The sequence below is a fragment of the Pseudomonas sp. 910_23 genome (genome assembly GCF_052850795.1).
In genome coordinates this window covers 49,632-62,435 of record NZ_VXCZ01000006.1, presented here as the reverse complement: position 1 = coordinate 62,435, position 12,804 = coordinate 49,632, and the positions used below count along the sequence as shown (strand labels likewise).

The window sequence follows — 12,804 nt, the reverse complement described above, 5'->3', positions numbered from 1 at the left end:
CAATTTCACCAAGTAAACATTTAAGAAGATATTTATGTGAAGCAGATTGAATGTTTGTGGCAAAGCGATGCAAAAGTGTTAATTGGCAGCCGTTACGCCGAAAGATAAATACCTTAATTTTTCGCTAACTGTCTGGGCGTGCCGTTGTACGGTCATATAGCGATGGTAAAGCCTTACGCTATTAAGGGCTGTTGCCACCAGGCGGCTGCAGAATAAGGCGCAAGGAATACTGCAGTTTTTCTGCGCAATCGCTAGAATAGCGGCCTTTGCGAAGTTCTGGAGTTCCCCCCTAATGCGCACTTTTCGGCTGGTGATTGCTTGCCCGGACCGGGTTGGCATCGTTGCCAAGGTCAGTAACTTTCTGGCTTCCCACAATGGTTGGATCACCGAGGCGAGCCATCACTCGGACGATCTCAGCGGTTGGTTTTTCATGCGTCACGAAATTCGTGCCGATACGCTGCCCTTTGGCCTGGAAGCTTTCCGCGAGGCGTTTGCGCCCATCGCTGAAGAGTTTTCGATGACCTGGCACATCACCGACACGGAACAGAAAAAACGCGTGGTGCTGATGGCCAGCCGCGAATCCCACTGCCTGGCAGATCTACTGCACCGTTGGCACAGCGACGAGCTGGACTGCGAGATCGCCTGCGTGATCTCCAACCATGACGACCTGCGCAGCATGGTCGAGTGGCATGGCATCCCGTACTACCACGTACCGGTCAACCCGCAGGACAAGGAGCCGGCATTCGCCGAGGTGTCGCGCCTGGTCAAGCAGCACGAAGCGGATGTGGTGGTGCTGGCGCGTTATATGCAGATCCTGCCACCTGAACTGTGCCGCGAATACGCCGGCAAGGTGATCAATATCCATCACAGTTTCTTGCCATCGTTTGTTGGGGCCAAGCCGTATCACCAGGCTTCCCTGCGCGGCGTGAAATTGATTGGCGCGACGTGCCACTACGTCACCGAAGAGCTGGACGCCGGCCCGATCATCGAACAGGACGTGGTGCGTGTCAGCCACAGTGACAGCATCGAAGACATGGTGCGGTTTGGCCGGGACGTCGAGAAGATGGTGCTGGCCCGTGGCCTGCGTTACCACCTGGAAGATCGGGTATTGGTACACGGCAACAAGACCGTGGTGTTCTGATCGTTCGGGTTTGGTTGAATAAGCAGGGGCCTGGGAGTAAAACTCCTCAGGCCCTTTTTTATTCCTGCTATCAAGGAGGCCTCTATGACCGATCCACTCGATAAAGCCACCTCCAGGGCGCCCGCTACGGTGGGCGAGGGTTGTCTGAGTCGCTACGACCCGCAGGCACTGGGCGCCGAGGATGGTACTGAGTTTCCCGATGCGGCCCGTTTGTGGGAACAGCTGCAGGCGCAGGACGAGCCGCCTGTCGAGCCTGTAAAAGACGCTTGAACAGCGGTTTGCCGACCATCAGCACAAAGACCGGGGCGCCGGCCAGCAGATAGAAGTAATAGGTGACCGCCCGCCAGATCAGGATTGCCGCTGCCGCAGTGGACTTGCCGACCATGGGGGCCAGTAAGGCCGCTGATGTCAGCTCTGCCGCTCCCGCCCCGCCCGGCAACAGACTGAACTGCCCCGCCGTCAGGGACAGCATCTGGATCAGGAAGCTCAAGGCCCACTGCACATCCCCGCCCAAACCGCGCAGCGCCAGGTACAACACGCTGTAGCGCAACAACCAATGCAGGCTGGTCAGCGCGAACACTCCGAGCAACAAGGGCCAGGGTAATTTCAGTGTGGCAGTGAACGCCGCGAGAAAACGCAGCAACCTGCGAGCCCAGCGCCGACGGGTGGGGGCCCTTACTCTAATGGCCTTGAGCATCGCGCCGGCCAGGCGAATCAGCCGACGATGAAAACGCACCACCGCCAGGCCACTGATGATCCCGCCGATCATCGATATGACACTGAGCCCCAGCAACCATTCCAGGCGCGGGTTGAGGCTATGGAACAGCGCATACAAAACGATTCCCGCCAAGGCGCACAGAAAAAACAGCAAATCGCTCAACTGGTCCATGGCGAATACCGCGCTCGCACGGGCAGGGCGTATGCCATTGCGCGCCAACAACGCCATCAGGGTCAGCGGTCCGCCGCTGCCGCCGGGCGTGGCGCACATGGCGAACTCGGTCGATATCACTGCCCCCAGGCTTTTGAGCCGTCCCAGTTGGCTGCCTTGCTCGCCCAGCAACAGGCGCAGACGCAGGCTGTTGATCAGCCAGCCGCCGATAATCATGGCAAACATCCCCACTAGTTGGGGCAAGGGAAACTGCCGCAGGCGCGCAACCGTTTCGCCGCCGCCCAGCCATACGGGTATCAACAGTGCGACCAAGAGGGCCAACAGCAGCCAGATCAATCGGCCCATGACTGCGTCTTCAGCCAGGCGGCCTTGGTGTGGGGGCGACGACCCGCGTTGAGCAGGCGTTGCAGGGTTTGCAGCCAGTAACGACGGGAAAACTCGTGGCGCATGTCCACCGGGTGCAATCCCAATCGGATCAACGGGGCCTCGCGCCAGCGCTGTTCGCGCCGGTCGCTGAGCACTTTGGACAGCCTGCGGCGCCAGGCGCTGCGGGCGCTCCAGACCAGACCCGGGGCATCGATAGGGGTGAAGTCAGGCAGGCGATAAAGATGCTGCGGGTCGCTGGTGTAGCAAAGCGGTAACTGGCGCAACGCCTGGCGGGTGCCTTCGCTCATCAACCAGGCCGGGGCGACAAAGCCGTGCAACGGCCAGTCATTGCGCTGGAATATTTCGATGCCGGCAGTAAGACGCCGTAACGCCTCGGCCTCGGACAACTGGTAAAACTCGCCTTCATGGGTGTAGATGCGCCGCATGAACCACTCTTTCGGCGAACGCGGCGCAGGTTGGTCGTCGCAGTGGTAATAGCCGTGCAAGGCGAGTTCGTCGCCCTTGGCGATGCGGCTGTCGAGCAGGCGGCGAAAATCGCGGTGGGCTGCCAGGGCATCATGGTGATGGAAGTCCGGCACCACCAGCCAGGTGATGGGCACGTTGCCCAAGGCATCGACGGCCTCGACAAAGGGCCGGTAGTCGGCCCAGGTGCTCGGTGCCACGTCGTGCAGCACCAGCATCAGCGCAGGCTCAGCCATGGGCGAGCATCGGCTTATGACTGCCCAGCACCGCGTGGTAATGCCCCAGCAGGCTGTCAACCACCGTGTCCCACGCGTAATGCTGCTCGACATGGCGCCGAGCCTGGGCGCCCAAACGCCGGCTGTCGGTGCTGAACAGTTCGCGCACCGAATCGGCCATCGCCTTGGGGTCGTTGGGGGCACACAGCAGGCCACAGCGCTCATCGACAATCTCGGTAAAGGCCCCGGCCGCGACGGCGACGACCGGGATGCCACTGGCCATGGCTTCCAGAATCACCAGGCCGAAGGTTTCCTGGTCGCCGCCATGCAACAAGGCGTCGGCGCTGGCCATCAGCCGGGCGACATGGTGAGCGGGGCGGAAACCATCTATCACAGTGACATTGTCCGGCACGCTGGCTGGCATACCGGAGCCCACCAGCAACAAGTGGTAGCCCTCGCCCAGGCGCTTCATGCAGTTGAGCAGTACCGGCAGGTTCTTCTCCTTGGAACCGCGTCCGGCGAAGATCAACAGCCGCGTATCCTCGCCAATCCCCAGTTCGGCGCGCAGGCCGGGGTCGCGCACATCCGGGGTGAAGGTGTGCAGGTCAACCCCCAGGGGTTGGACGAAGACGTTTTTTACCCCGAGTCCACTGAGTTTGTCGGCCATTACCTGGCTGGGGGCGAGCACCCGGTCAAAATTCCCATAGAGTTTGCTGACATAGGCTTCAACGTTGGGAGTAAACCAGGGACCCATGCGGTTGCTCACCAGCAGCGGCAGGTCGGAGTGGTAGAAGCCGATGACCGGCACATCCGACTGACGCCGGGCATCCAGCGCTGCCCAGGCAGTCAGGTATGGATCGCCGACCTCGATCAGATCGGGCTGTAAATCGTGCAGGACATTTCGCCAGGGCGCCAGGCGAAGGGGGAAGCGGTAACCCTTGCCAAAGGGCAGGGCAGGGGCCGGTACTTTGAAGACCCCGTCCTGTTCGCTCAAGTGCGCGCCGGGGATCAACAGGCTATGGCGAATCCCGGGCTTGAGCGCCAGACGTCGATGCTTGGCATCGAGGTAAGTGCGTACGCCACCGCTTGCCGGGGCGTAGAACATGGTTATGTCAGCGATATGCACGATGAACATCCCTCCGATCCATTGCTCTCCCTAGATGGACCTGAGGTAAGGATAGATGTTCGGTTTAGATTCGCAGGATGAAGGTGGCGGGAGCGGAAAAATGCACTGTGTAGGAGCGAGCTTGCTCGCTCCTACAGGTGGATTAAGGTGGGGGACCTCAGATCCGGAAGCTACCCACCAATTGCTTCAGGCGCGAGGCCTGTTGTTCCAGGTCCGAGCAGGCGCGCAGCGTCGATTGCAGGTTTTCCACCCCTTCCTGATTGAGGGTGTTGATCTCGGTGATGTCCATGTTGATCGACTCCACTACCGAGGTCTGTTCTTCAGTGGCGGTGGCGACCGACTGGTTCATGCCGTCGATCTCGCCAATGCGCTGGGTCACGCTGTTCAAGCGCTCACCGGCCAGGTTGGCGATTTCAACGCTGTCCAGGCTGTGACGCTGGCTTTCACTCATGGTACTGACCGAATCGCGCGCGCCCACTTGTAGCTCCTCGATCATCGTTTGCACCTGTTGCGCCGATTCCTGAGTGCGATGGGCCAGGTTGCGCACTTCATCGGCCACCACCGCAAAGCCACGCCCGGCTTCCCCGGCGCGCGCCGCTTCGATGGCGGCGTTGAGCGCCAGCAGGTTGGTTTGCTGGGAAATGCTGGTGATCACTTCCAGGATCTGGCCGATATTCACTGTTTTGTTGTTAAGTGCTTCGATATTGCTGCTGGAGGCGCTGATCATGCTCGATAACTGCGTCATTGCCTTGATATTGCGCTCAACCACTTGCTGGCCGTCTTCAGCCAAATGCCGGGCGTCGCTGGCCTGATTGGAGGCTTGCGCAGCGTTGCGCGCGATCTCTTGGGCGGCGGCACCCAGTTGGTTGATGGCGGCGGCGACGCTGTTGGTGCGGTTGGCCTGTTCGTCGGAGTTGACCATCGACGAATTGGAGGCGCTGACCACGCGCAGCGCCACTTCATTGACCTGCTCGGTGGCTGACGACACTTCGCGAATCGAGGTGTGGATGCGCTCCACGAAGCGGTTGAAGGCCGTACCCAGGGTGCCGAACTCATCGTTGTTCTGGATGATCAGGCGCCGGGTCAGGTCGCCCTCGCCGTCGGCGATGTCCTGCATGGCCCGGGTCATCAGGTGCAACGGCTGTAGCAGCACGCGGATCAACATGCCCAGCAAGGCGATGATGATCACCACCGCGATGATCGTGGCGATCACGGCTGATGTGCGGAACTCACTGAGCATGGCGAACGACTTGGCTTTATCCACCGACACACCCAGGTACCAGTTCACCGATGGCAGGCCCTTGATCGGGGTGAAGGTCACGATGTTGGTTTTGCCGTTGGCTTGTACTTCGCTGAAGTCGCTGCTGATCTTCGGCGTGTCCTTTGGATACACGTCAGCCAGGGTCTTCATCACCAGGGTTTTGTCCGGGTGCACCAGCACCTTGCCGTCGGCACTGACCAGGAAGGCATAACCCATGCCGCCGAAATCCAGCGCGCCAATGTTATCCACCAGGGTTTGCAGGCTCAGGTCGCCGCCTACCACACCGATACTTTGGCCGCCCTTGGCGCTGGGGGTGGCCACGGAGATGATCAGTTGCCCGGTGGCCGCGTCTATATAAGGTTCGGTCAGGGTTGAGCCATTGCTGGCCTGGGCGCCCTTGTACCAGGGGCGAACACGCGGGTCGAAGCCGTCGGGCATCTTGGTGTCAGGGCGAATGGTGAAGGTGCCCTGGCTGTCACCCACGTAGGTCGCCATGAACGAAGACGTCAGCGCTTTCTGTTCCAGCAGGCTGGCAACCACGGACGGTTCAGGATTGATGGCAATGTTTTGCGCAGCGTTTTCCACCAGGGCGATACGCCCGGTGAGCCAGGTCTGGATATTGCTGGCGGTAACGTCGCCCATTTCGTGCAGGTAGTTATTGAGGTCGTCACGAATCGCATTGCGCTGCAGGTAGTCGTTGTAAAGGGTAAACAACGCGAAGGCGGCGATGACGATAAGGGAGGCTGCAAGCAGGATCTTGTGGCTGAAGCGCAGATTTTTATTCATGGCTTGTAGGGTCCGCTAAGGTCTTAATATCCGAGGCGCGTCCTATAGGGGAGGCGCAAAATGGCAGCGTTAAAAAAGGTGTGGTATTTCTGGTGATAGCTCCGTTGGTCCATATCGGAATTATCTGACCATTTTTTAGTCTTTGTCGGGCTTACATCCGTCTATATCGACCTCGCGGCACTAAAGATTAACCATAGGTGACGAAATGCCTGAGTCCACACAACTGCTTATCGGTGCCGGCCTTGACGGCCAGCCCATCGCCCAGTCCATGCGCCTGGCCAACCGTCATGGGTTGATCGCCGGCGCCACCGGCACCGGCAAGACCGTCACCTTGCAGCGCCTGGCCGAAGCCTTCAGTGATGCGGGCGTGGCGGTGTTCGCCGCTGACATCAAGGGCGACCTCTGTGGCCTGGGCGCCGCCGCCAACCCTCAGGGCAAAGTGGCCGAGCGCATTGCCGGTATGCCGTTCCTGGATTACACGGCCCAGGCGTATCCGGTCACCCTGTGGGATATCCACGGGCAGTCCGGTCATCCGCTGCGCACCACCATCAGCGAAATGGGCCCGTTGTTGCTCGGCAGCTTGTTGGAGCTGACTGACAGCCAGCAATCGGCGCTCTATGCGACCTTCAAGGTGGCCGACCGCGAAGGTCTGTTGCTGCTGGACCTCAAGGATCTCAAGGCACTGCTCAATCACCTGCGCTATCACCCGGAGCTGCTGGGTGACGACGCGGCGTTGATGACCACCGGTTCCAGCCAGGCGCTGTTGCGGCGCCTGGCGGTGCTGGAGCAGCAGGGCGCCGAAGCCTTGTTTGGCGAGCCGGCCCTGCAACTGGAAGATATTCTGCAACCGGCCAGCGATGGCCGCGGGCGCATTCATCTGCTCGATGCCAGCCGGCTGGTGCATGAAGCGCCGAAGGTCTACGCGACCTTCCTGTTGTGGCTGCTGGCAGAGTTGTTTGAGCAGTTGCCGGAGCGTGGCGATGCCGACAAACCGCTGCTGGCGCTGTTTTTCGACGAGGCGCATTTGCTGTTCGCGGATACGCCAAAAGCCTTGCAGGAACGTCTGGAGCAAGTCGTACGCTTGATCCGCTCCAAAGGCGTCGGCGTGTACTTTGTCACCCAATCGCCGGGCGACTTGCCGGATACGGTGCTGGCGCAACTGGGTTTGCGCATTCAGCATGGTTTGCGTGCGTTCACCGCCAAAGAGCAGAAATCCCTGCGGGCGGTGGCCGATGGTTTCCGGCCCAACCCGACCTTCGATACCTTGTCGGTGCTCACAGAGTTGGGGACGGGTGAGGCGTTGGTGGGAACCTTGCAGGAAAAGGGCACCCCGGAAGTCGTCCAGCGCGTACTGGTTGCTCCCCCGCAATCGCGGATCGGGCCGCTCAGCGCAGCAGAGCGTGCGGCATTGGTCGCCAGTTCGCCGCTGTTGGGCCGCTATGACAAACCGGTTGACCGGGAGTCGGCCTATGAAGTGCTGATGGCTCGCAAGGAACTTGGGCCCACCGAGGAAACCGCACCGACCGCCGAAGAACCGAGCTTTACCGACAAGGCCGGTGCATTCCTGGGAACTACTGCCGGCAAGGCGCTGAAGTCAGCCATGCAGCAGGCGGCCAATCAAATGGGGCGCCAGTTGGTGCGTGGCCTGTTGGGCTCGTTGCTGGGCGGCAGCAAACGCAAGTAGTGTTCAGGCTTTGGGCCGGGCATGGGCGGCCAGCCGTTCCAGGGCTGCGCGCAAGCCTGGGTCGCTGATCCCTTCGGCGGTTGCCTGGAGGGTTTCGGCCGCATTTTCCGACAGGTCCATTGTATGCCCCACTGCGCCTTGCGGCACGGTGGGCGGCTGTACCTTGAACTGAATGCGCGTCAAACCGGCGAACTCATCAAAGACCATCAACTGGCGCTGCAAGCGTTTTTGCTGATAGCGCAAGCGTGTGGCCCAATGGCCATCAGTGACAATTAATAACAGATTGCCTTCTCGCCAGGACGCCACATGACAATGCTCACGTGCGGCCGGTTGCAACTGGCTTTCAAGCAGGCGCTGCAAACGACCCAAGCGTTGCGCATGGCCAAAGATGGCTTTCAACGGCTTGGCTTCGCGAAGCAACACGCCGGGAGCGCGGGCTGTAAGAGGGCGAAATGCCATGTTTAGACACCTTAGGTAACAGAGCGGTTATCTTACCAGAAAGCGCCGGTACGCCCCGCGGCCATGCCTTGGCTGGGCTTTACCCATGAAATCAATAAGTAACTTCTGCGCTCTATGGGTTGAAGTTCGCGCAAAAGCCCTTATTTTAAACAAGCCCTCTCATAGCGCCGCGCCTGCATCGGGAAACAACGTTACTTTCCTCACCCACGATTCCGGGTAGAATGCGCGTTCGCAATGCGGCCGTGAGGGCTGCTCGGGCCACTCACGGTGCGCCCTCCATCCCTATGTGTGGAAGAACCTGCCGATATGTTTGCGCCTTTGTTAAAGAAACTTTTTGGAAGCAAGAATGAGCGCGAAGTCAAACGCATGCTCAAGACGGTGCAGCTGGTCAATGCCTTCGAGGAGCAGATGGTTGCTCTGTCGGACGAGCAATTGCGCGCCAAGACCCAAGAGTTCAAGGCCCGCATAGCCAAAGGTGAAACCCTCGACAAGCTGCTGCCCGAAGCCTTCGCGGTAGCCCGCGAAGCCGGTAAGCGCGTTATGGGCATGCGCCACTTCGACGTCCAGTTGATCGGCGGCATGACCTTGCATGAAGGCATGATTGCCGAAATGCGTACCGGTGAAGGCAAGACCCTGGTGGCAACCCTGGGCGTTTACCTCAACGCACTGTCCGGCAAGGGCGTGCACGTTGTGACGGTGAACGACTACCTGGCCCGCCGGGACGCCAACTGGATGCGCCCGCTGTATGAATTCCTCGGCCTGACCGTCGGCGTGGTAACGCCGTTCCAGCCGCCGGAAGAGAAGCGCGCTGCCTACGCCGCCGATATTACCTACGGCACCAACAACGAATTCGGTTTCGACTACCTGCGCGACAACATGGCGTTCAGCATGGAAGAAAAATTCCAGCGTGAACTCAACTTTGCCGTGATCGACGAAGTCGACTCCATCCTCATCGACGAAGCCCGTACGCCGCTGATCATCTCCGGTCAGGCCGAAGACAGCTCGCGCCTGTACACCGAGATCAACAAGTTGATCCCGCGCCTGGAGCAGCACATCGAGGAAGTCGAAGGCGTGGTGACCAAAGAAGGTCACTTCAGCATCGACGAGAAGACCCGCCAGGTCGAACTCAACGAAGCCGGTCACCAGTTCGTCGAAGAGATGCTGACCCAGATCGGCGAGCTGGCCGAGGGTGAAAGCCTGTACTCCGCGCACAACCTGGGCCTGTTGACCCACGTGTACGCCGGCCTGCGCGCCCACAAGCTGTTCCATCGCAACGTCGAATACATCGTGCAGGACGGCCAGGTCGTGCTGGTTGACGAACACACCGGTCGTACCATGCCCGGTCGCCGTCTGTCCGAAGGCCTGCACCAGGCCATCGAAGCGAAGGAACACCTCAACATCCAGGCCGAAAGCCAGACGTTGGCGTCCACCACCTTCCAGAACTACTTCCGTCTGTACAACAAACTGTCCGGCATGACCGGTACGGCCGACACTGAAGCGTTCGAGTTCCACCAGATCTACAACCTGGCCGTGATGGTCATCCCGCCGAACAAACCGTTGGCGCGTAAAGACTACAACGACCTGGTGTTCCTGACTGCCGAAGAGAAATACGCGGCGATCATCAACGACATCAAGGACGGCATGGCCAAGGGCCGCCCGATCCTGGTGGGTACCGCCACTATCGAAACTTCCGAGCACGTGTCCAACCTGCTTAACAAGGAAGGCATCGAGCACAAGGTACTCAACGCCAAGTTCCACGAAAAGGAAGCCGAGATCATTGCCCAGGCCGGTCGCCCTGGCGCGCTGACCATCGCCACCAACATGGCCGGTCGTGGTACCGACATCCTGTTGGGCGGCAATTGGGAAGTGGAAGTGGCCTCGCTCGACAACCCGACCCCTGAGCAGATCGCCCAGATCAAGGCTGACTGGCAGAAGCGCCACCAGGCCGTGCTGGAATCCGGTGGCTTGCAGGTGATCGCCTCCGAGCGTCACGAATCGCGCCGTATCGACAATCAGCTGCGTGGCCGTGCCGGCCGTCAGGGGGACGCCGGTTCCAGCCGTTTCTACCTGTCGCTGGAAGACAGCCTGATGCGCATCTTCGCCTCTGATCGGGTGAAGAACTTCATGAAGGCCCTGGGCATGCAGTCCGGTGAAGCGATCGAGCACCGCATGGTGACCAACGCCATCGAGAAAGCCCAGCGCAAGGTCGAAGGCCGCAACTTCGACATTCGCAAGCAACTGCTCGAGTTCGATGACGTCAACAACGAACAGCGTAAAGTGATCTATCACATGCGTAACACGTTGCTGGCCGCCGACAATATTGGCGAGACCATCGCTGACTTCCGTCAGGACGTGCTCAATGCTACCGTCAGCGCCCATATCCCGCCACAGTCCCTGCCTGAACAGTGGGATGTTGCCGGCCTGGAAGCCGCGTTGAAGAGCGACTTCGGTGTCGACTTGCCGGTTCAGCAATGGCTGGACGAAGACGACCACCTGTACGAAGAAACCCTGCGCGAAAAACTGATGGCCGAACTGCTGGCCGCGTACAACGAGAAAGAAGAGCAGGCGAGTGCCGAAGCACTGCGCACCTTCGAGAAGCAAATCGTGCTGCGCGTGCTGGACGACCTGTGGAAAGACCACCTGTCGACCATGGACCACCTGCGTCACGGCATCCACCTGCGCGGTTACGCCCAGAAGAACCCGAAGCAGGAGTACAAGCGCGAGTCGTTCACACTGTTCTCCGAACTGCTGGATTCGATCAAACGCGATTCGATTCGCGTGCTGTCCCACGTTCAGGTGCGTCGCGAAGACCCGATCGAAGAAGAGGCACGCCTGCGTCAGGAAGCCGAAGCACTGGCTGCGCGCATGCAGTTCCAGCATGACGAGGCTCCGGGCCTGGACGCGCCTGAAGCGTTGGGCGAAGAGGTCGACGTGGCCCTGGCTCAAAGCCCGGTTCGCAATGATCAGAAACTGGGCCGCAACGAGCTGTGCTTCTGCGGTTCGGGCAAGAAATACAAACACTGCCACGGCCAGATCGAATAAGATTTTCGCCTGACGCTGCAACACCCCTGCGCCGCGACCGGCACCAGCCGTCGCGGCGTTTTGCCATTAATTCCCACCGTCGATAGCGACGGCACAGACATCATCTATTTCAAGGAGCGCATACATGGCTGTTGGTCTTGGTCCTTTGCCCACATTGCACCCGGTCGCCGGTTTTGAACTCGGTATCGCTTCGGCCGGCATCAAGCGCCCGGGGCGCAAGGATGTGGTAGTGATGCGCTGTGCCGAAGGCTCGACCGTGGCAGGTGTATTCACCCTCAACGCTTTTTGCGCCGCGCCAGTGATCCTGGCCAAGCAACGGGTGGCCGGGTCGATTCGCTACCTGCTGACCAATACCGGTAACGCCAACGCCGGCACCGGCGAGCCTGGCCTGGTGGCGGCTGCGCGCACCTGCGCCAAGCTGGCGCAACTGGCCGGCGTGGACGCCAGCCAAGTGCTGCCGTACTCCACCGGCGTGATCGGTGAGCCGCTGCCAGTGGAAAAAATCGAAGGCGCCCTTCAGGCTGCGCTGGATGACCTGTCTGTGGATAACTGGGCGGCTGCGGCCACCGGCATCATGACCACGGACACCTTGCCAAAAGGCGCGAGCCGCCAGTTCGTGCATGACGGCGTGACCGTCACCGTGACCGGTATCAGCAAGGGCGCAGGCATGATCCGTCCGAACATGGCCACCATGCTCGGTTATATCGCCACCGACGCCAAAGTCTCCCGCGATGTGCTGCAGCGCCTGATGCTCGATGGCGCCAACAAGTCGTTCAACCGCATCACCATCGACGGCGACACTTCCACCAACGACTGCTGCATGCTGATCGCCACTGGCCAGGCCAACTTGCCGGAAATCACGTCCACCGAAGGCCCGCTGTTTGCGGCGTTGAAACAGGCCGTGTTTGAAGTGTGCATGGAGGTGGCCCAGGCCATCGTGCGCGACGGCGAGGGCGCGACCAAGTTCGTCACGGTTGAAGTCAATGGCGGCGGCAACCATCAGGAATGCCTGGATGTGGGTTACACCGTGGCTCACTCGCCGCTGATCAAGACCGCACTGTTTGCATCGGACCCTAACTGGGGGCGTATCCTGGCCGCCGTTGGCCGTGCCGGCGTGCCGGACCTGGACGTGAGCAAGATCGACGTGTTCCTGGGCGACGTATGCATCGCCAGCCGCGGTGCCCGTGCCGAAACCTACACCGAAGCCCAGGGCTCGGCGGTGATGCAGCAGGAAGAAATCACCATCCGCATCGAACTGGGCCGCGGCGAGTGCAGCGAAACCATCTGGACTACCGACCTGTCCCACGAATACGTGAAGATCAACGCGGAATACCGTACCTGATACCAAGAGG

The 12,804-nt window shown here is 60.3% G+C and carries 9 protein-coding genes and 1 pseudogene; 4 read left to right on the top strand and 6 right to left on the bottom strand.

Translation table 11 applies throughout. The features are described 5' to 3' along the window. Positions 1-292: 292 nt before the first annotated feature. Positions 293-1,141 carry a formyltetrahydrofolate deformylase gene (purU, locus tag FW800_RS08885; protein WP_005790961.1) on the top strand — a complete coding sequence of 283 codons (849 nt, stop codon included), beginning with the start codon at positions 293-295 and terminating at the stop codon, positions 1,139-1,141. Between the two features lie 124 nt (positions 1,142-1,265). On the opposite strand, the gene FW800_RS08880 is transcribed toward purU, so the two are convergent. The 5 genes and pseudogenes from FW800_RS08880 to FW800_RS08860 form a co-directional block, all read right to left on the bottom strand. Further along, positions 1,266-2,375 carry a lysylphosphatidylglycerol synthase transmembrane domain-containing protein gene (locus FW800_RS08880; protein ID WP_446437444.1) on the bottom strand — a complete coding sequence of 370 codons (1,110 nt, stop codon included), beginning with the start codon at positions 2,373-2,375 and terminating at the stop codon, positions 1,266-1,268. Next, positions 2,363-3,115, bottom strand: coding sequence for a DUF2334 domain-containing protein (locus tag FW800_RS08875; RefSeq protein WP_446437443.1), 753 nt, complete (start codon positions 3,113-3,115; stop codon positions 2,363-2,365). Before FW800_RS08875 ends, FW800_RS08880 begins: the two co-directional genes overlap by 13 nt. Continuing rightward, on the bottom strand, positions 3,108-4,229 hold the full coding sequence (locus tag FW800_RS08870) for a glycosyltransferase family 4 protein (RefSeq protein WP_446437442.1): 1,122 nt from the start codon (positions 4,227-4,229) through the stop codon (positions 3,108-3,110). The genes FW800_RS08875 and FW800_RS08870 overlap by 8 nt, the downstream gene beginning before the upstream one ends. Before the next feature lie 148 nt (positions 4,230-4,377). Continuing rightward, positions 4,378-5,142, bottom strand: coding sequence for a methyl-accepting chemotaxis protein (locus FW800_RS08865; RefSeq protein WP_371920269.1), 765 nt, complete (start codon positions 5,140-5,142; stop codon positions 4,378-4,380). A gap of 93 nt (positions 5,143-5,235) precedes the next feature. Further along, positions 5,236-6,267, bottom strand: a pseudogene (locus FW800_RS08860) (HAMP domain-containing protein); the annotation flags it as partial. Between the two features lie 205 nt (positions 6,268-6,472). Between FW800_RS08860 and FW800_RS08855 the strand changes: the two are divergent. Continuing rightward, positions 6,473-7,951 (top strand): helicase HerA-like domain-containing protein, encoded by a 1,479-nt coding sequence (locus FW800_RS08855; protein ID WP_446437441.1) that lies wholly within the window; start codon positions 6,473-6,475, stop codon positions 7,949-7,951. Positions 7,952-7,954: 3 nt separating this feature from the next. Here FW800_RS08855 and FW800_RS08850 read toward each other — a convergent pair whose 3' ends face one another. After that, on the bottom strand, positions 7,955-8,410 hold the full coding sequence (locus tag FW800_RS08850) for a DUF721 domain-containing protein (RefSeq protein ID WP_005790949.1): 456 nt from the start codon (positions 8,408-8,410) through the stop codon (positions 7,955-7,957). Positions 8,411-8,716: 306 nt separating this feature from the next. Between FW800_RS08850 and secA the strand changes: the two genes are divergently transcribed. Then, positions 8,717-11,452, top strand: coding sequence for a preprotein translocase subunit SecA (gene secA, locus FW800_RS08845; protein ID WP_248130780.1), 2,736 nt, complete (start codon positions 8,717-8,719; stop codon positions 11,450-11,452). 124 nt (positions 11,453-11,576) lie between these two features. Then, positions 11,577-12,794: a bifunctional glutamate N-acetyltransferase/amino-acid acetyltransferase ArgJ gene (gene argJ / locus FW800_RS08840; RefSeq protein WP_005790945.1), complete on the top strand. Its 1,218-nt coding sequence runs from the start codon at positions 11,577-11,579 to the stop codon at positions 12,792-12,794. The last annotated feature ends 10 nt before the right edge of the window (positions 12,795-12,804 follow it).

Excerpts from the sequence above, each read along its gene's own strand:
- purU (WP_005790961.1), top strand. The coding sequence starts at position 293 with ATGCGCACTTTTCGGCTGGTGATTGCTTGCCCGGACCGGGTTGGCATC.
- FW800_RS08880 (WP_446437444.1), bottom strand. The coding sequence starts at position 2,375 with ATGGGCCGATTGATCTGGCTGCTGTTGGCCCTCTTGGTCGCACTGTTG.
- FW800_RS08875 (WP_446437443.1), bottom strand. The coding sequence starts at position 3,115 with ATGGCTGAGCCTGCGCTGATGCTGGTGCTGCACGACGTGGCACCGAGC.
- FW800_RS08870 (WP_446437442.1), bottom strand. The coding sequence starts at position 4,229 with ATGTTCATCGTGCATATCGCTGACATAACCATGTTCTACGCCCCGGCA.
- FW800_RS08865 (WP_371920269.1), bottom strand. The coding sequence starts at position 5,142 with ATGGTCAACTCCGACGAACAGGCCAACCGCACCAACAGCGTCGCCGCC.
- FW800_RS08855 (WP_446437441.1), top strand. The coding sequence starts at position 6,473 with ATGCCTGAGTCCACACAACTGCTTATCGGTGCCGGCCTTGACGGCCAG.
- FW800_RS08850 (WP_005790949.1), bottom strand. The coding sequence starts at position 8,410 with ATGGCATTTCGCCCTCTTACAGCCCGCGCTCCCGGCGTGTTGCTTCGC.
- secA (WP_248130780.1), top strand. The coding sequence starts at position 8,717 with ATGTTTGCGCCTTTGTTAAAGAAACTTTTTGGAAGCAAGAATGAGCGC.
- argJ (WP_005790945.1), top strand. The coding sequence starts at position 11,577 with ATGGCTGTTGGTCTTGGTCCTTTGCCCACATTGCACCCGGTCGCCGGT.